Consider the following 18,585-nt stretch of genomic DNA (forward strand, 5'->3'; position numbering starts at 1 on the left):
GCGCGCCTAATGGAAGCAAGCTGTGCGGATTGGCGCGCATTTTTGCGCCAATTCGCACAGCATCCCCATGGGGGTAGAACTGGCGAGCCAACACGAACCTGAATAGTTACAAATAGCCGCCACAAATGCAGCTCCCTCTCCCTGACCAGGGATCAAGGTTTGGGAATCACCAGTTGACTCTTTTCTGTTCCCAAATACACTGCCAAAATTCGCACTGGCTCTTCCCCCTGGTTGGTGCCACGATGCCAATGGTCCATCGCTTCCATGAAAGCCATGCCAGGAGTAAAACAGCGTGTTCCCTGTTCGCCATAATCAATGGTCACCGCGCCGGACAAAATATAGGCGTACAAGGGAACACCATGCTTATGCCAAGCCGTCTTCTCACCCGGGGCAATGGTAACGATGGTAGAGGTGATCTGCAGTGCCGTGCCATCCGCCAGCAGCAGCGGCTCTCCCAATACACTCTGTGCCGTATGCAACAAAGGTTGAACCTGGCGATAGGCCTCTTCTGCCTGCACCAACCCTATTGCCAATAGCATAAAGAGGGCTGCGACCACCCCTTGCAGCAATTTTTGCATCTTCTTATTTCACTCAACAGTATCAGGCCGGCAACAACAGCTCCTGCCCAGCAGGAGCTGACACAAAAAATTCCCGTAATTTTTCCAACGCTCTCTTTTCCAACTGCCGTACCCGTTCCCGGCTGATAGCCAAACTGTGCGCCACACTATCCAAAGTTTGCGGCTCCTCCGCCAGGTAACGGGCCGTGACAATCTGTTGTTCCCGCTCATTCAAACGGGCAAAACCGCTTTGCAACAACCGCCGTATCCATTTTTGCCGATCCGCACTGAGCATCTGCATCTCCTGGTTGGGGCGATGATCAGGAATCTGTTCAATCCACTCCTCACCCTCTTCCAATAGAGGCTGGTTCAAAGATTCATCACTGCCAATCATCCGTCCATCCACCTCCAGAATGGTCTCTGTATCGGTGGCAAATTTTTCAGCCAGTTCGCTGGCCTCCTGGCGCGTGAGCAGAGCGGTAGAATCCTTGCTTTGCCGCAATTTAAAAAAAAGCTGCCGTTTCAAACGGGTGGTGGCAATTTTGACCAAACGCCAGGAGCGCAATATATAATCATGGATGGCAGCCCGAATCCACCAAATGGCATAGCTGGCCAAGCGGGCACCACGTTGCGGATCAAACTGTTTGACAGCGTGCATCAAACCTACTGTCCCCTCTTGCACCAAATCAGGCAAATTGAGACGATAATGGACATATTCCCGTGCCGTTTTGATCACCAAACGCAAATAGGCGTGCACCAGGCGATGTGCTGCCTGCAGATCATTGTTGCTCCGATAACGGGTTGCCAATTGCATCTCCTCTTCGGCACTCAAAACCGGGGCTTGCATCGCTTGATGGACAAATTGGCGAAATCCGTTCTCTTCAGTTTGCACAAGCGGAACAGTGACTGCCTGGCTGGCAACAGGAAAACGCATCATCAGAAAATCTCCCAGGAAAACAAGTCAATACCCTCAGGACACCCCTGCTGCTCCATTAGATAGGGTGACTTGGAAAAAGTTGCAAGGGGCTGTCCGGCATTTTTTTTTACCCCTTGCACCCCCCCATAATGACCCTATCTGCATGGGTAAGGAGGCGCACTGCAGCGACTCAATCCAATAAATCAGTAATCAACTTCGTGCAATGAGGAGAGTTTACCATGGCAATGCTTGTCAACTATGATCCCTTCCGCAATGTTCGGATGTTGCAAAACGAGATCAATCGCCTGTTTGATCGTGATTTTGACGATGCCAACAGCATGATGAGCCAATGGCCGTTGCGGGTGGATATTCGTGAAGAGGCCGATCATTTGCTGTTGTTGGCGGATCTTCCCGGTGTGGAACAAAAGGATATTAAACTGCATGTGGAAAACAATCAGTTGACCATCTCCGGCGAACGGAAGATGGAGGATGAGAAAAAACGTGACAGCTTCCATCGCATCGAGCGCATGTATGGCAACTTCAGCCGGACCTTTCAGTTGGGCAACAACACCAACCCAGAAAAAATTCAGGCAACCTTCAAAAATGGTGTCTTGGAAATTGTCTTGCCCAAACGGGAAGAGGCCAAACCGCGCTCGATTGAGATTCAGGTCCAATAACCGTCAGGGGGAATAGAGACATGAGCAGCCCGCTGGGCTGCTCATGCCAACAGATGCAGCAAACAGTCTGAGCAGGTTTTGCGGCAAACTGTTGGCAAATGAAGATCGTGCCCAGCCAATGGAGCGCCCCGCAGCAATCCTGATCACCACTTGGCTGTACAACCGTCACGGATCCATGCCGTAGATTTATTTATAAACTCTGCATGCTGCATACTATTTTTTTGATGGTCATCGGCGTCTGCTTGCGTTATCAATAATGGTTCAGCTTATGATGGATCGTTATTGAGGAAAAATGATGCCCCACTCTCGTCCCGACCATTTTTTTGGTCCCCTGAATGCCGAACAACAGGCATTTTTATTGGCCGACTCGGTGTTGACCCCCAGAGGCCGCAAAGTCGGCAAATTGGGCGCTCAAGCCAGCAGCCGCTTGCAGGAGATGCTGCCCCATTTGACAATCCCACAAACAGAGGATCGCTCCTCCTTGTTATACTCTTTGGCAGCCGATCCACAAAGCAGTCGTTTGATTCTGGAAATCGGCTTCGGCAATGGAGAGGCGTTGGCACAACGCGCCATACAACATCCCCAGGATCGCTTTATCGGAGTAGAGGTCTTTTCTGGCGGTGTCGCCGCACTCTTGCTGCGCATCCAAAAAGCGCAGATCAACAATATCCGCATTGCCAATCAAGGCATTCATGAAGTTCTGTTGTATGCCATTCCCTTGTTGAGCCTGGATCAAGTCTTGATCCATTTTCCCGATCCATGGCCAAAACGCGGCCATCATAAACGCCGTTTGTTGCAAAAACCCTTTCTTGATCTCTTGGCTGCGCGCATGTTGCCAGGCAGCCAGCTCAGTCTGGCAACCGACTGGCCCCATTATGCCGAGTGGATGCGCCAATTGCTGGAAACACATCCCGCCTTCTATCGCACACACGATACCCATCCCTTTGACCCACAACCCTCTGACTGGCTGGAAACCCGCTTTCAACGTAAAGCGCGCGCAGAAGGACGCGACACCTTCTACTTGACAGCGATACGCCGGGAGGGAGAGATCTATCCCATAGCGCAAATTGCTAATATTGCCAATAACTCTGCCAACCCTGCCTGAACCTGTTCAAAAAGACTTGGTTTTTGGTTGATAAGCTGCCATTATTAACCAGTCTGGGAATGTGTAGGTATGCCATCCTTCAGGACGCAACCGCTACCAGCGGTATCTGTGCTAAGTGTGTTTGAATACAAACAACCTGGCAGGCAGGTTGTTTGAGCGGGAGTTTGAGGAGAGAGCCATGTCCAGTCATCCTGCCCCACCTTCGGGGGCCCCCTCTTCTGCAGCCGTGTTAACTCTGTTATCCGGTTTTCTGCAAGGAACCCGTTATGAAGGCAACCTGCAATCCTTGCTGGTCTGCCGCCCCAATATCGAACAGGATCCCCCGGAAGCGGTCTTTACTGCCATCCTAGAGTCGATGCGCGCCAACAGCGACCGTGATCCGCTGACCGGGTTGCTCAACACCTCTGCCATGGAAGAGCGCTTGACCAGCGCTTTGGCCTTTGCCCGCCGTCATAACTCCAAAGTGGTACTGCTGACCATCGGCATCCTTGGTTTTCGTGATTTGCGCGACTCTTTGGGCCGCAAAAAAAGCGACTGGATTTTACAGTGGTTGGCGCAGCAACTGCGTACCGTGGTCCGCAAAGAGGATATTCTAGCCCGCGACCAAAATGAGTTTATCCTGGGTATGGCTGTTACCAAAGTCGATGATGTGGAGATCATCGTCAGCAAGTTGCGGGAAATTTTTAATACTCCCGTCCCGCACATGGAAGAGCATATCTTTATCTCGCTGATGATCGGGGCCAGCATCTATCCCAATGATGGCAGCAATGTCGATGATCTGATCGTCAAATCACAAACCGCCATGCGCCGCAGTCCCGGTGATTGCCAATATCAATTCTTTTCCGACGAAATGCAGCGCGGCGCCAAAGATCGCCTGCAAATGGTGCAGGATATTCGCGATGGCCTGGAGCATAATGAATTTGCCGTCTTCTACCAACCAAAAATTGATCTGCTGACCGGAACCATCCTCGGCTTTGAGGCCCTGGTACGTTGGCTGCGGCCCGGAAAAGGGATGGTCTCCCCTGGGATCTTTATCCCCGCAGCAGAAGAGAGTGGCTTGGTGGTTCCTCTGGGTATGTTTGTCTTACGCACCGCCTGCGCACAACTCAAAGAGTGGCATAATATGGGCTACATGCATCTGCATATGGCTGTCAATATCGCCTCTCAGCAGTTGCGTGACGAGGGTATTGTCCGTGTTGTCGAGGAGATCCTGACCAGTACACGCCTCTTTCCCGATCGTCTGGAGTTGGAAATCACCGAGTCCTCTGCCATGGTCAACGTGGAAAAAACCATTCAACTGTTGGCCTCTCTGCGCCAACGCGGCATCCAGATTGCCGTAGATGATTTTGGCACCGGTTATTCCTCGTTAAGCTATCTCAAACGCTTTCCCCTCACCACTTTGAAAGTGGATCAATCCTTCGTGCGCGATTTGCCCGGTGATTTGGACAGCCTGGAAATTGTCAATGCCATTATCGCCATGGGCCGCTCCCTGGGCTTCAAAACAGTGGCCGAAGGGGTGGAAACGGCTGCGCAAGAGGCCGTGTTGCGCACAGCCGGCTGCCATGCCGTACAAGGCTATCTCTATAGCAAACCGGTCCCCGCAGTCGAGATCACCCCTATTTTAAGCAAATCGTTTCGATAATTTTTGCATCCATCTGCATAAACAGGGTAATAGACAGTTTATTAAATAATATAAGTTATATAGAAACAAATACGCTCTCTGACCATCTGCAAGCAAAGCGCAAGTACACTCCAAGCAAGGCAACACAAACCAGGCAAACAGGCAGTACAAACAGCGCGGCATGGAATTGATGGCACCGCAGTGCTTGCTGTGGCAGTAGATGAAACAGATGGCAGCACTCGAGCCTGTGCATACATCTGCTGTGCAGCCCATGGGCGGCGTTGCAGGCTCATTCGCACTCGCAATCAGCTTGACAGCTTTTGTCGCCCATTCGCCTGCGCCTTGCCCATTTGCTTGCTTGCGACCATTTTTCACAAGCTCACTGCGCGGCTATCGCAAAATTATTGCCGGGAAGCCATCTCTGCTTGCGCCAGCAAGGTCATGACTCGACGCAACTCTTTGCCAAGCTGCCGGGTCTCTTCTCTGATCGGATCCAAACTCTCGCGAAACTCTTGAATAACTGCGCGTCGGGCCTCTTCCACAGATTTACCATTGGCCTCTGCCTGGGCGATAGCCTGGTTGACCTTCTCCCGCCGTTTGCTCAACAGTTGATGATATTGACGAGCCTTTTCATTAAAAGCCTCCTGATGCTGTTTGACGCGCAGCACCAGTTGCTCACTTTTACTTTTCCAATAGGACTTCGGGAAAAAATAGCGCTGCAAAGATTGCAGAAAACCATCACCTGCAAGCAACTCCGCTTCAATCGTGTTGTTTGTGGTAGCACTATTGCCGCAACCACTCAACAAAACAACCAGAAAAAGAATCAGCCATCTTTTGCCGGGATACCCGCCATGGGAAATCGTATCAGTCATTCCCACAGCAACCTCCCATGGTTATCGGGCCGCATATTCATTCAACTTATTGCGCAAGGTGCGAATGGAAATGCCGAGCAGCTCTGCGGCACGAGTCCGGTTACCATTGACCTCATCCAGAGTGCGAAAAATCAAAAACTCCTCCATTTCCCGCACCGTCGTGCCCACCGGCAAATGCAGCCGTTGCTTGTCTTCTTCATCCGCAAAACCAGAGGAGGAGTAGGAAGAGCTCACCGGGGGCTCATAGGGCTCTTGCTCTGCGCCATAGTGCTGCACCGTATTGCGATTCACACTGTTGAGCGGAACATCAATCATTAAATCTTCTGGCTGAATTTCCCGCCCTTCAGCCATCAACAAGGCGCGATGTATCACATTTTCCAATTCACGAATGTTGCCAGGCCAATCATAGCTCTGCAACGCAGCAATAGCCAAACTGGAAAAAGGAATATTGTTCCGTCCCAACTCGGCAATAAAACGCACACGGAAATGTTCACTCAGTTGCAAAATATCTTTTGGACGTTCACGCAGGGCCGGCAACTGTACCGGAAAGACATTCAGACGATAGAAGAGATCTTCGCGAAACTTGTCCTGATCCACCCACTGACGCAGATCACGGTTGGTGGAGGCGACCACACGCACATCAAGGGCAATCGGCGAACGACCACCTACCGGATCCACCTCTCGTTCCTGCAAAACACGCAACAGTTTGGCTTGCAGGTTCAGAGACATCTCCGAGATCTCATCCAGAAAGATGGTCCCACCATTGGCTTGTTGAAATTTTCCTTTGTGATCGACCATTGCACCGGTGAAAGCCCCCTTGGCATGTCCAAACAGCTCTGACTCCAAAAGATTTTCCGGCAACGCCGCACAGTTGATGGCCACAAACGGCCCTTTGGTACGATTGGAGACCTGGTGCAAAAAACGGGCAATCAACTCTTTACCGGTACCGCTTTCCCCCTGAATCAATACCGTGGCATTGGTCTGGCCAACACGGCGAATCTGCATCAAAATCCGCCGCATCCGATCATCATTGGTAATCAGGCGTCGGCCCCGGCCCAATTCAGGATCAAAATATTGATTGCCAAAACTGCTCCACAAACCAGAGAGCTTGTCGTCACCAACCGGCAATAGAAAATAGTCGGCAGCTCCCACATCAATCGCTTCGCGGGCATCGGCAACACTCCCCTTGCAGGCGGCTGCCAATACCGGCAACCCACGATACAAAAAGGTCAGCTCGCGTATCAACTCCAAGGCATTGCGTACTGTCTCAACATCCACCACAACCAGACTGGGCGGACGCTGCACAGAATTTTGTGACAGGTGCTGTTTGATTTCTGTACCATCAGCAAGCAGTGTCGAGGCGACACCCAGTGCCTGAAACTGGGTAGACAGTATCAATAACGGCTCATCGCGCCTTCCAACCAGAATAACGAGTTGATCCTTACCAGCAGGAGATATTTTCGCAACTGGCTGCGTCGTGCCAACCACACCCTGTTTATCCGTCATGGTGGCTATTTGGCAACCTCCATAGCCATCTCGAGTTGGGAAGCATTCTCTTGAGAGACTGTGGCCAGGGCGGAATCCGGGGTGAGTCGTGCCGCTTCGCGAAAATGGTCACGCGCTCCCGGATAGTTGCCTTCGCGCTGCATAATATCGCCAACCCGCATGTGCGCCAGAGCTTGCACCTCTTTATCGGTAGCCTCCTCGCTCACCCGCAAAAAGGCTGGCAACGCCTTGGCATCCCCTTTCCATTGCTGCAAAACAGAGGCATACCAATAATAATCATTACCATCAGCAACCTTTCTGCCTGCCAACAAATCCTCCAAATATTGTACTGCAAAAGGATAACGTTCACGCCCCTCCTCGGCCCTTGCCATCAGACGCAGCCGCTTTTCTTGACCGTTAGGACTAAGTAAATTGTCCGGCAATTTTTCCAACAGACGCAAAATGGCTTCCCACTCTTTCAGATCCAACAAACGTGCCGCTTCATCCAGACGAACCCGCGCCTCTTCGACAGGAACCAATTCATTGGCACTCTGGTTGCCCTCACTATCCGGAATCGGTGCAGCTTGTCTGGCAGCGCTGGCAGCGGCCTCCTCTGCAGAAAAAGTTTCATCCACCGGTGGTGCGCCTGCTCCTACCATGGGATGGGCTTCACTCATGGCCCTGACCGCCTCACCCATCTCTGGGGGAGCCATCACCTCCGGCCAAATTCCGGCAGCAAAGGCACTGCTGAGCCGTTTCAGACTACTTGCCGAGGGCGTGGCCAAACCATCCAAAAGGGTGGTAACCTTTTCCGGCATGCCAATACGCAGCAAAGCTTCGGCAAGATGGATCCGCACCGGTGTCAAATGGGAGTTGTTGCGCAGCTCTTCACCATTCAACTCCGCCAGCAGTATGGCATGTTCGGGACGATCCGCAGAGAGATCCCGCTGCATGCCCGTAAGCAGATAGTCACGCTTCAATTTGGTGGCCCGACTCACCATTTTAATCTCGGTCGTTGAGGCAATGATGCGATTCAAAGTCACCAACGCCTCTTCAAAACGTCCATCTTCACCAAGCAGTTCAGCTTTGGCTATCAGCAATTCTGAAAGAGCATCAGGAAGGCGAATATGCTTGGCCACGCTGTTGATCCGTTTCAAACGGGTCGCCACATCATTGCCATCTTCCATGCGCAATTGAAACACCTGTCCCCAGACCGCTGCATCGCTTTTGGGATATTTTTCCCGCAAGGTATTGTAGAGGTTACGAGCGTCAAAATAACGATCCCGCTGCTCTAAACTGCCAGGTTCAGCACTGCGCCCCATTTGCCAACTGCTTTCTGCTGCCCGCAAGGTGGCCCACGGAGTGAGACGGGTTAAGGTGGGATAGTTGGTCAACACCTGACTGTAAAATTTGAAAGCACGATTATAGATCCTGTTTTCATAATAGATGTCGGCAATCGACATCAACCAATCAGGACGATTGGCAATGAAAGCAAGATGTTCTGGCTGCAGTTCATCCAGCAGTTTGGTCGCGCTCGCCCCTTCATTGTTGGGATTCTGCGCTGCCCGTACCAACAAATAATGGGCCTCGGCGCTGGCATCTCCCTTGTCACCAGTCAGCTCCACAACCTTATGCAGATACTCTTTGGCGGCCTTCCAATTGGTGGGATCGCCCTGATTGGAGCGGGCCAAACCGAGAGCCGTATGGCCACGTTCTACCCACACCCGTACATTATCTTTTGGCAGATTGGGATCCCAGAGAATATGCTCCGCCTCTTCATAGAGACCTGCCCGGTTCAAAAGGTGCAGTTGCAACAGACGGTAGCGGGGATAATAGATGGTATTGGGATAACGAGCCAACAGATTACCCAAGCCAGCCAACAACCACCCGGGTTTCCAACGCATTTGATAGGCCAAATCCCAGAGATAAAATTCGACAAACTGGCGATTGGGGGTATCGGGAAAAACGGTCAACAACCGTCTTAAAAAACCACGGGCACGGGCATAGCGATGATCCTTGGCCGCAGCCTGGGCACTCTTCAAATAATAGACCTCATCCACCAGTTTGCCGCTTAATACCACTGTGCGTTCAGGACGAGCAATAAAGGCTGGATCCAGGCGATTGAGTGGACGCACCTCACCGCCACTCAACTGCTCCTTGCGTTGGCGGATCAACTCTTCCACATCGGCTTGGCGGCCCAGTTGCGACTTATTGGCAATAGCAATAATGTACAAACCCGCCTCATTGCTCTGGTGAAAGCGCACATCAGAGACACCCGGCTCCAGCAACAACTCCATCTCCACCTGTTCCGGGAAGGGATATGCCAGAAGCCGCTCGGCCAACCCTTCCGGTTTGGCGGGACGCCAGCCTGGATCCAACAAGGCACCACGCCAATGCAGACGTAACAGATGCGAACCCAAATCAACCGCCGATTCCACCTGCGCTGAACCTGTGTAAGAGATCACCAATAACGTACCATCACGCCCTGCTACAGCGCGACTTTCCAGAATACGGTTTTCTTTGACACTGGAGGGGGCAATGGGGGTATCGATCTCCAAACGATAGGGCGTTCCCAACACCGGGTCGCTGCTGCCAAGCGAATCACGGAAGGCCAAATTGATTTTTTTCAAACCGATGGTGATATCCAAACCCATCTCATCGCTTTGCAAGCCTTCCACTTTGAAGCTGCTGATCAGATGCGACTGCGCGGTATCCAAGGCATTGGCAGGCAGCGCCAGCAGACCCGGCACCACCAGACGCAGCGTCTCGGGAGTCAGCAACTCCAGACGTGGCCGTCCGGCACCAGGGGGAATATTAAAAGAGAGTACTTCGCGATTGCCCTTCTCTTCCCGACTCACTTTCAACACGGTAGAGAAGGCGGCAGCCTCATTGACAGTGAAAAAAAGCAGCCATAACAAGCTCAACGCCAAACCCCGTACCACACCGGGGTGGTTGAAAGAAAGCATTCGGTTTATGCCGCGCAGCGTTGAACAGAGCACTTATCCCTCCATACGTTCCAGGCCCTTTTTCTTGATCTTTTCAACCAATGTCGTCCGGTTGAGATTGAGCAATTGGGCGGCCTTGTTTTTGTTCCATCCGGTACTGTCGAGCGCAGACAGAATCAACTGATTTTCGAAGGAGTCCACTTCTTGGTTAAAATCGACCCCTTCTCCCAGATTGGTAATGATGTTACCAAAATCGGGCACAACCACCGCAGGAGAGTCACCGGAAGAGGAGTCCGGGCTGCCAAATAATATTTTTTCAGGAATATCATCGCGGTGGACATGACCATCCGAGAGCACGGTGAGCCGTTCGATAAGATTTTCCAACTCCCGCACATTGCCCGGCCAACGATAACCAATAAACAGATCAAGAATCTCTTGATCGACATGCACACGTTTTCCCTGGATTTCAGCAAATTTATTCAGAAAATGATCAACGAGCAAGGGAATGTCATCACTGCGATCACGCAAGGGAGGCACATGGATGGGTACCACATTGAGTCGATAAAACAGATCTTCACGAAATCGGCTTTCGGCAACCTCTTTTTCCAGATTTTTATGGGTCGCGGCAATAACCCGTACATCCACCTTCACGGTTTTTACCGCCCCCACCGGTTCGACAACCTTTTCCTGAAGTACACGCAACATTTTTACTTGCAGCTTGGGACTCATATCGCCAATCTCATCCAGAAAGAGCGTCCCATTGTGGGCAAGTTCAAAACGTCCGATGCGCGTACTGGCAGCACCGGTAAAAGCGCCACGCACATGTCCAAACAGTTCCGATTCCAGAAGATCTTCAGGAATGGCGCCGCAATTGACTGGAATGAGTGGTTGCTCCTTGCGCGACGAAAGATCATGAATCGCCCGCGCAATCAACTCCTTTCCGGTACCACTTTCACCCTGAATCAGGATAGTGGCAGTGGAATTGGCGACCCGTTGGATCATTCTGTACAGCTTTTGCATGCTGGGAGATTTGCCAATAATTCCATACATGAGATAAACTGGATACCCTTTCCGGACAAGGCCAAGGTTAGGAGACTAGCAAAAACAGCTTGGAGATCTTGCTTGTCTGATGGTCCGTCGGCGTTGTTGCTAAAGGATTACATACTGACAGTATGCGCACCTTTTCGCTTCTGGCGGACGAACCAAAATCCGGCACAATCTGCTCACGTTATTCTTGCCCGGCCCCTTGGCAAACCAGCCAGACGGCAGCAACCGACCGGCAAATCGCGTCAAAAACCCAACAAGTCAAAATTCCAACACACAGGGTACGATAATTAGCGGCGAACAACAAGCACCTTTTACAAGGGCAGGCCCCATTTTTTTTCTGGTCAATCGGTAATGGATAACGCATGCTGCAATTACCGCAACTCATACACTTTACAGGCAGTCAGATCGTGAAACGCACAACCACTCACCGCAGCACAGAAGAGCCTGCTCCTGCACCCACACCACGCACCATTGGCGAATGGCTGCATATGGCTACCGCACAAATAACCGCAACGGAAGTCAGCCTGGAAAGCGGAATGCAGGAAGCGTGCCTTGAAGCAGAATTTTTGGTTTATCATGCTTTATTGCGTGTGCTCTCGCCCAAAGAGGTGGAGCGCTTGCGTTCGGAAGGTGCAGGCCGACGCAAAGCAGCCCAGGTGTTGGCCCGTTGGCAGGAGTGGCTGCGCAAACCGCCACCCCCCGGCTTTGTGGTGATTTTGACGGAGTTTCTCCAAAAACGCCTGCAACAGCGTATCCCCGCAGCCTATGTAGTCGGTGAGGCCCCCTTTGCCGGTCATCTCTATCTGGTCACGCCTGATGTGTTGATCCCCCGCTCGCGCATTGAAAATATGCTGCTGGATCGCAAAAAGCTCTACCGTCTGTTTGCCGACTGTCCACCGTCAACCATCCTCGATTTGGGAACGGGTAGTGGTTGTTTGGCCATCGCCTTTGCCATGGCTTTTCCTAAAGCGCAGGTGGATGGCGTGGACATCTCGCCAGCGGCTTTGGCTGTAGCAGCAGCCAATGGACGACGCTTCAAAATGGAAGGACGTGTGCACTGGCGTCAGTCGGATCTTTTTGCCCAATTGGGACAACGACGCTATGGTTTGATCGTCAGCAATCCCCCCTACGTTGATCGACAGAGCATGGCTGCCTTGCCCCCAGAATATCTGCAGGAACCGGCTCTGGCTCTGGATGGTGGAGAAGATGGTTTGGCAGTTGTTGAACCCATTCTGCGCCAAGCTGCCGACTATTTGACCGATAAAGGTCTGTTAGTTTGTGAAGTGGGTGATGTGACCGAACAACGTATGCGTAACCGTTGGCCAGATCTTTCTGTTGAGTGGATTCCTTTTCATTTTCAGGCAAGCGGTGTCTTTGTCGCCCGCAAAGAGTCCTTGGCCACCTGGGCCCGAGCCACCCCATGACTGGAAAGCAAAGTGCAGATGTTTAGTTCCAATCTGATTCCCGCAGCTCTGGAGGGCGATTTCCGCTACTGCATGGAGATTGTCCATAATCGAGAGGAAAATTTTCCGGTAGCCTCTTTGTTGGCGCCACCACGCTTGCGTCCCTTTCTCTATGCCATCTATGCCTTTGCACGCACGGCAGATGATTTTGCGGATCTGCCTGGTCGCGACGAGGAGACCAGAATGCAGCTTCTGGATGATTGGACTCGTCGTTTGGGACAGGCAGAGATCGGTCAACCCGATCATCCGATTTTTCGCGCCCTTGCCTATGTCATTCGTACCACCGACCTGCCAACCGAACCGTTGCATCAACTGTTGATCGCCTTCCGTATGGATGTAACCAATAAGCGTTATGACACTTTGGAGGAGCTTCTGGAATATTGCCGCTACTCTGCCAATCCGGTGGGACGGATTGTTTTGCATCTGGCGGGTGAACTGCCCTATGAAGCAGGTGAACAGGAGTTGCGCGAAGAGAGAGCCACCGGCATCCCCCCCCGTTGTCGGGCAGCCTATGCCGATGCCATCTGTACCGCTCTGCAGTTAACCAACCATTTACAGGATTTGGGTCAGGATGCCTGGAGTGGCCGACCGCTCTATTTGCCCAAAGAGGAGATTGAACGGTTTGAAGTAACCGAAGAGATGATCTTGAAACGACGCTTTTCCCCAGCAGTCGGCAGCCTGATTCTGCACTTTACCGCCCAAATTCGCGACATGTATCTGGCAGGAGATCCCTTGTGGCGGCAAGTACCCTGGCCGCTTAATCTGGAGTTGGCCATGATCAGTGAATGCGGCTTGGCTGTGTTGAATAAAATTGAGACGGCAGGCGGCAACACCTTACGTATTCGCCCCAGACTCTCTTTATGGGATCGCGCTGTCTGTTTCAAAAATGTCTTGGCACAGGTGATAGTATAAATTTGGTAACTATTCAGGTTCATGCTGGCTCGCCAGCTCTACCCCCATGGGGATGCTTTGCGCATTGGCGCAAAAATGCGCGCCAATGCGCACAGCTTGCTTCCATTAGGCGCTTAAGCCGACGCAAAAGGCGCGTCGGCTTCGTGTGTAAAGCGCGCCAAAAGCAAAAGATTACAAGCAAAATCCAAGGGATTCCATCCCTGGACCCGGCCAGGGAGGTGCCCTCCCTGGACCCGCAATAGTTTTGAGTGGCGAATAGTTACTAAATTTGTGTCAAAAAAGTGTGCAATCAATGTTATTGTAAGAAAATGTATAGTATTAACAAATCTTTATCAAAAATTTCTTGCAAATAGCATGTCTATCAATTAACATGGGAGATAAGAAAATAATGTGAGATAATTGACAATATAATGGGAGGAGAGACACTTGCCCCCTTCGTTCCCCATGGGTGACGCTGAACTATTAAAAGGGTTGACCGCCCTCTATGTGGAAGATGATGTACAAATCCGCACCCAGCTTCAGCAATACCTCTCCCGACGCCTGGGAACAGTCCTTACCGCTGACAACGGTCAACTGGGACTGGAGATCTACCGACAAACACAACCCGATCTAATCATTACTGATTTATTGATGCCAGTCATGGATGGCTTGACCATGATCCGCCATTTGCGTGAGCATGATAATGCCACTCCCGTCATCGTCACCACCGCCTACAGCGACGAAGAGTATCTGATGCGCGCCATCGAGGTTGGGGTGGATCGTTATATCTTGAAACCAATCGACCCCAAGCGCCTGATCGACGGCATCATCAAAGTCTCCCGCACGCTGTGGCAGGAGAGAGAACAACAACGCTTCCACCAATATGTGCAGTTTTTACTCGACAGTTCACCCAATTTGCTCCTGGTCCTGTTGCCCGATGGGCAGGTGGAGTTTCTCAACAAAGCCTTTCTCTCCACCCTGGGCTTTACCTCTCTGGAACAGTTTCAGCAATCGGAACAAATCCTGGCTGATTGGCTGCTGACCCCGGAATTCCAACCCATTTCTCAGTGCAGCGATGGCAACCCTTGGTATCATTATCTGCTGGGCAGTGAACAACATATTCCGATCATCTATATTCGCTGCCACAAGCAGCAAGAGTTGGCGCGTCGCCCCTATTCGGTCACAACCAAACATCTTTCGGAACCCGAACGGTTTATTGTCTCTCTTACCGATATCACCACCATCGATCGGCAGATTCGTGAACTGGAGTTCAAAGCCTTTACCGATGCCCTGACCGGCACCTGTAATCGCGCACGTCTGCAAACCCTGCTCTACGCGGAGATGCAACGTTCACAACGCCATGGCCAACCTTTGGCTGTGGTACTCCTTGATGTGGATCATTTCAAACGGGTCAACGATACCTTTGGTCACCAAACCGGTGATCTGGTTTTGATTGAGTTGTCTACCCTGGTCTCACAAAATCTTCGCGCTTCTGATGTCTTGGCCCGATGGGGCGGAGAGGAGTTCATGGTTGTCACTCCTGACAGCGACCTGGATGCCGCACTCCTGCTGGCAGAAAAGTTGCGCAAACTGATTGAGCAACATGATTTTCCTTGTGTCGGTCGCGTGACCAGCAGTTTTGGAGTTGCCCAATATCTGGTGCAAGAAACCATCAGCATGCTCACTGAGCGAGCAGATCAGGCACTCTATCATGCCAAACGAGCGGGTCGCAATCGGGTTGAATCCACCCCAGCCCCTGCAGATTAGCTCCTTCACTCTTTCACCCCACGACAAGGGGCCCTATGCCTCATACCCTCGCGCTGCACGAAGCCCTGCTCTGGATCTACACCTTATCCTTCTTCAGCATGGGTTTGATCATTCGTACCCGTGTGCAGGCCCTGCACCACTCCCAATTGGTGGAAAGTTTTCGTTGGCTGGCCGGTTTTGGCTTTTGGCATGCCGCTGCTGACCTGGGTGAACTCCTGACCCATCATGAAATCCTTCTGACAGAAATCATGGCCGCACGAGCGGCATGCGAAGCCATCTCCTGGGCCTTTTTATTAAACTTTTCGTTGACCCTGCTGCAATCCTGGCCCGGACCACCCGCACCAAAAAAGCGGGAGTTGTTCGGTCGCCTCTTACTCTATTTTTGGCTGCTCCTGTTCATTTTTTATGGATTTCGCGAGCAATGGACCGAAGCACGAGTTCTGGGGCGCTATTTGATCGGTGCACCTGCCACTTTGTTAACTGCCTTTGCCTTGTTGACTCCCCATTCCGACTCCCGATCGGTGAAAATGCATGAACACCTGATTATCCTGGCGGGATGGGGATTTTTAGGGCTGTTTTTGTTGATTTGGTTTGGTCCAAAAGCTGAGCTGCCTTTGGCAAATTGGCTAAACAGCGATTGGTTTCAAAATACTACCGGCTCCCCTGTAGAACTGTGGCGAACCATCGTGGTGGTTTTTACCACAGGCTGTCTCTCCCATTCGCTGCTTTGGTTTAATCAGGAACAACAGCGCCGCATGGATCAGCTTTTTGAAGAAAAAAGCGGCTATCTGGACTCCATTCTGCGCACCTCCCTGGATTTGGCCATGACGGCCATCGATCGACAGGGAGAGGTCACCTTTCTCAATCAAACCGCTGAAGCCTTATATGCCGGCAGCAAAGCAGTTAATCATCGCCCCAAGCATCTTGCCAATCCTGCACATATCACTCCCGAACGCTGGCAGAGAGCTTTAAGCCAAATGCAGCAGCAAGGGGAGTATGCCTATGAAGAGATTCATCATCAACCAGATATTGATCAGGTTATTGCCTCACGCATCACCCCCATCTATAACAGAGAAGGAGAGCTGTTAGGCTATCTGCATGCAGCCCGCGATATTACCAGACAACGACAAGAGGAGCAGGAACTGCGGGAGCATCGCTACCGTCTGGACAAGCTGGTGCGTGAACAGACCCAGGATCTGCTGCGCGCCTACCAAATGCTTGAAGAGCGAAGACTGGTTCTGCACCAATATGCACGCATTGCCTCTGTATCACATGATCATCTTGCTTTGATGGATCGCGACTATCGCTATTTGGCTGTCAATGACGCCTATCTGGTTGCGCACAGCAAAAAACGTGAGGAGATTGAAGGGCATACTGTTTCCGAACTGTTCGGTGATGGCGTATTTGTAGCCATCAAGCATAAATTGGACCGCTGTCTTTCTGGAAATACCGTGCATTATCAAGCCTGGTTTTTGTTTTCAGCGACAGGGCGCCGCTATATGGATGTCTGGTATCACCCTTATCAGGATGGCGATGGCCTGGTAACTGGCTTGGTTGTGGCAGCGCGTGATGTTACCGATTGGCATATTTCACAAAAAGCACTGCAGGCCAGTGAGTCGCGTTATCGTCATCTTTTTGAAGCTATGGAAAATGGTGTTTTGTTGGTGCATACAGCAGATGGAGGACAAACTTTTCTCTGCCAGGATGTCAACAGCGCCTGTGAAAAATTGCTCAATCAAAAACGGGATCTGATTCAAAATCAAACGGTGGACCATTTGTGGCCTGGCAGCAGTGGCCAGGAGATCCTGGATATGTTACGCGCCACCTTTTGGGATGGTCACCCTCGTTCTCTTGCCCTGCGTCCCTACCATAACGGCAAACAGCGTCTGTGGTTGGAACGCTATGTCTATCGTTTGCCATCAGGTGATGTGGTCATTATCTTTACCGACCGCACAGCTCAGCATCAAGCAGAGCAATATCTGGAAGAGATGGCCCGTTTTCCCAATGAAAATCCCAACCCCGTCCTGCGTATCCGACAGGATGGTGAAGTATTGTTTGCCAACCAACTGGGTAATAGCTTGTTGACGGTATGGCAATCAGAGGTAGGCAAACAACTGCATGGCGAAGAGCTGGAACCCATCATCAACTCTTTGCAAAGTGCACAGGTGGGCAAATGGTATATGCACATGGAAGAGCGCCAATTTCTGCTGAATATCGTTCCCTTTCCTGAACTGGGTTATGTCAATCTGTATGGGCAGGATATTACGGAACACTCCCGGTTAATGCAGTTGCTGCAAGAACGCCAGCAGCAGATTGAACTGATGAATCACAATCTGGAAGAGGAGATCAAGAAAGAGGTGGCAGCCAGTCGGCGCAAAGATGCCTTGTTGCTGCATCAATCACGACATGCCGCCATGGGTGAGATGATCGGTCATATTGCCCATCAGTGGCGACAGCCTTTGACTGTGTTAAATCTGATGCTGGTCAATATGGCAGATATGGCCGAACAAAAAATCTGGCACCAGGAGGAGTGGCTGGAAAATTTAAGTCGCGGTCAGGAACTGCTGCATCGCATGTCGGCAACCATCGATCTCTTCCGTAATTTTCTTAAACCGGGACGCATCAAGCAACCGTTTGATTTGCGCATGGCGGTCCGAGAAGCAGTAGCCTTGGTGCAAGCGGGTTTAACCCAACAGCGTTTGTCCATTCAACTCATCCTCTCCCCACAGCCAGCGCTGGCCATTGGTCAGTTGAATGAGTTTTCGCAAGTGGTCTTGATTCTCCTCAATAATGCTCGTGATGCCATTGTCAGCCATCGTCCCAGCCATGATGGTATCATCGCGGCGGAAGTGTTTCAGGAAGAGGAGGTTATTGTACTGCGCATCCGTGATAATGGGGGGGGAATCGCTGATGATTTGTTGGAGCGGATTTTTGAACCCTATTTTACCACCAAAACGGAAAGTTTTGGCACCGGAATCGGTCTCTATATTGCCAAAGGTATTATCGAGCAACAGATGGGGGGACGTTTACTGGCTCGCAACTGGTTGGAAGGGGCAGAGTTTGAGGTACGGGTACCTGCGGCCAGAGAGCTTATCGCATCACCAACTGCCAATGGTACATAAACGGTAACTATTCAGCACCCAAAACAACTGGGGGTCCAGGGAGGGCACCTCCCTGGCCGGGTCCAGGGATGGAATCCCTGGGATTTTGCTTGTAATCTTTTGCCTTTGGCGCGCTTT

Annotated in this window: 13 protein-coding genes; 7 read left to right on the plus strand and 6 right to left on the minus strand. The window is 51.5% G+C overall.

Going from position 1 to position 18,585, the window contains the following annotated elements:
* Window positions 1–152: 152 nt before the first annotated feature.
* Both EJP87_RS05795 and EJP87_RS05800 read right to left on the minus strand, forming a co-directional pair.
* Window positions 153–578, minus strand: a complete 426-nt coding sequence (locus EJP87_RS05795) for a cupin domain-containing protein (RefSeq protein ID WP_130470917.1) — start codon at window positions 576–578, stop codon at window positions 153–155.
* A 22-nt stretch (window positions 579–600) separates the two neighbouring features.
* A complete protein-coding gene (locus EJP87_RS05800; RefSeq protein WP_130470918.1) occupies window positions 601–1,494 on the minus strand; it encodes an RNA polymerase factor sigma-32 in 894 nt (297 codons plus the stop codon).
* Between the two features lie 218 nt (window positions 1,495–1,712).
* Here EJP87_RS05800 and EJP87_RS05805 point away from each other — a divergent pair, with 218 nt between their 5' ends.
* The 3 genes from EJP87_RS05805 to EJP87_RS05815 all read left to right on the plus strand — a co-directional run bounded on the left by EJP87_RS05805 (window position 1,713) and on the right by EJP87_RS05815 (window position 4,897).
* Window positions 1,713–2,150: an Hsp20/alpha crystallin family protein gene (locus EJP87_RS05805; protein WP_130470919.1), complete on the plus strand. Its 438-nt coding sequence runs from the start codon at window positions 1,713–1,715 to the stop codon at window positions 2,148–2,150.
* Between the two features lie 292 nt (window positions 2,151–2,442).
* Window positions 2,443–3,255: a tRNA (guanosine(46)-N7)-methyltransferase TrmB gene (gene trmB, locus EJP87_RS05810; RefSeq protein ID WP_130470920.1), complete on the plus strand. Its 813-nt coding sequence runs from the start codon at window positions 2,443–2,445 to the stop codon at window positions 3,253–3,255.
* Between the two features lie 178 nt (window positions 3,256–3,433).
* On the plus strand, window positions 3,434–4,897 hold the full coding sequence (locus EJP87_RS05815) for a putative bifunctional diguanylate cyclase/phosphodiesterase (RefSeq protein WP_130470921.1): 1,464 nt from the start codon (window positions 3,434–3,436) through the stop codon (window positions 4,895–4,897).
* Window positions 4,898–5,277: 380 nt separating this feature from the next.
* Here EJP87_RS05815 and EJP87_RS05820 read toward each other — a convergent pair whose 3' ends face one another.
* The 4 genes from EJP87_RS05820 to EJP87_RS05835 are packed head-to-tail and all read right to left on the minus strand — an operon-like array spanning window position 5,278 to window position 11,228.
* A complete protein-coding gene (locus EJP87_RS05820) occupies window positions 5,278–5,748 on the minus strand; it encodes a hypothetical protein (protein ID WP_130470922.1) in 471 nt (156 codons plus the stop codon).
* Window positions 5,749–5,769: 21 nt separating this feature from the next.
* The gene (locus EJP87_RS05825) at window positions 5,770–7,254 is read right to left on the minus strand and encodes a sigma-54-dependent transcriptional regulator (RefSeq protein ID WP_130470923.1); all 1,485 of its coding nucleotides are present in this window, start codon (window positions 7,252–7,254) and stop codon (window positions 5,770–5,772) included.
* Between the two features lie 5 nt (window positions 7,255–7,259).
* Complete coding sequence (locus EJP87_RS05830) at window positions 7,260–10,199, minus strand: tetratricopeptide repeat protein (protein WP_130470924.1); 2,940 nt, start codon at window positions 10,197–10,199, stop codon at window positions 7,260–7,262.
* A 33-nt stretch (window positions 10,200–10,232) separates the two neighbouring features.
* Window positions 10,233–11,228, minus strand: coding sequence for a sigma-54 interaction domain-containing protein (locus EJP87_RS05835; RefSeq protein ID WP_130470925.1), 996 nt, complete (start codon window positions 11,226–11,228; stop codon window positions 10,233–10,235).
* Window positions 11,229–11,632: 404 nt separating this feature from the next.
* Between EJP87_RS05835 and prmB the strand changes: the two genes are divergently transcribed.
* From prmB to EJP87_RS05855, 4 genes are all read left to right on the plus strand, one after another.
* Complete coding sequence (gene prmB, locus EJP87_RS05840) at window positions 11,633–12,649, plus strand: 50S ribosomal protein L3 N(5)-glutamine methyltransferase (protein ID WP_193771169.1); 1,017 nt, start codon at window positions 11,633–11,635, stop codon at window positions 12,647–12,649.
* Window positions 12,650–12,667: 18 nt separating this feature from the next.
* Window positions 12,668–13,600, plus strand: a complete 933-nt coding sequence (locus EJP87_RS05845) for a squalene/phytoene synthase family protein (protein WP_130470927.1) — start codon at window positions 12,668–12,670, stop codon at window positions 13,598–13,600.
* A 426-nt stretch (window positions 13,601–14,026) separates the two neighbouring features.
* Complete coding sequence (locus EJP87_RS05850; protein WP_130470928.1) at window positions 14,027–15,346, plus strand: GGDEF domain-containing response regulator; 1,320 nt, start codon at window positions 14,027–14,029, stop codon at window positions 15,344–15,346.
* 35 nt (window positions 15,347–15,381) lie between these two features.
* Window positions 15,382–18,468: a PAS domain-containing protein gene (locus tag EJP87_RS05855; protein WP_130470929.1), complete on the plus strand. Its 3,087-nt coding sequence runs from the start codon at window positions 15,382–15,384 to the stop codon at window positions 18,466–18,468.
* The last annotated feature ends 117 nt before the right edge of the window (window positions 18,469–18,585 follow it).

The sequence above is a fragment of the Candidatus Magnetaquicoccus inordinatus genome (genome assembly GCF_004217665.1).
In the GTDB taxonomy this organism is placed as follows: domain Bacteria; phylum Pseudomonadota; class Magnetococcia; order Magnetococcales; family Magnetaquicoccaceae; genus Magnetaquicoccus; species Magnetaquicoccus inordinatus.

What these genes read in the sequence shown, in the direction of transcription:
- trmB (WP_130470920.1), top strand. Translation starts at nt 2,443, where the DNA reads ATGATGCCCCACTCTCGTCCCGACCATTTTTTTGGTCCCCTGAATGCC.
- EJP87_RS05800 (WP_130470918.1), bottom strand. Translation starts at nt 1,494, where the DNA reads ATGATGCGTTTTCCTGTTGCCAGCCAGGCAGTCACTGTTCCGCTTGTG.
- EJP87_RS05855 (WP_130470929.1), top strand. Translation starts at nt 15,382, where the DNA reads ATGCCTCATACCCTCGCGCTGCACGAAGCCCTGCTCTGGATCTACACC.
- EJP87_RS05830 (WP_130470924.1), bottom strand. Translation starts at nt 10,199, where the DNA reads ATGCTTTCTTTCAACCACCCCGGTGTGGTACGGGGTTTGGCGTTGAGC.
- EJP87_RS05805 (WP_130470919.1), top strand. Translation starts at nt 1,713, where the DNA reads ATGGCAATGCTTGTCAACTATGATCCCTTCCGCAATGTTCGGATGTTG.
- EJP87_RS05835 (WP_130470925.1), bottom strand. Translation starts at nt 11,228, where the DNA reads ATGTATGGAATTATTGGCAAATCTCCCAGCATGCAAAAGCTGTACAGA.
- EJP87_RS05825 (WP_130470923.1), bottom strand. Translation starts at nt 7,254, where the DNA reads ATGACGGATAAACAGGGTGTGGTTGGCACGACGCAGCCAGTTGCGAAA.
- EJP87_RS05820 (WP_130470922.1), bottom strand. Translation starts at nt 5,748, where the DNA reads ATGACTGATACGATTTCCCATGGCGGGTATCCCGGCAAAAGATGGCTG.
- EJP87_RS05795 (WP_130470917.1), bottom strand. Translation starts at nt 578, where the DNA reads ATGCAAAAATTGCTGCAAGGGGTGGTCGCAGCCCTCTTTATGCTATTG.
- EJP87_RS05815 (WP_130470921.1), top strand. Translation starts at nt 3,434, where the DNA reads ATGTCCAGTCATCCTGCCCCACCTTCGGGGGCCCCCTCTTCTGCAGCC.
- EJP87_RS05845 (WP_130470927.1), top strand. Translation starts at nt 12,668, where the DNA reads ATGTTTAGTTCCAATCTGATTCCCGCAGCTCTGGAGGGCGATTTCCGC.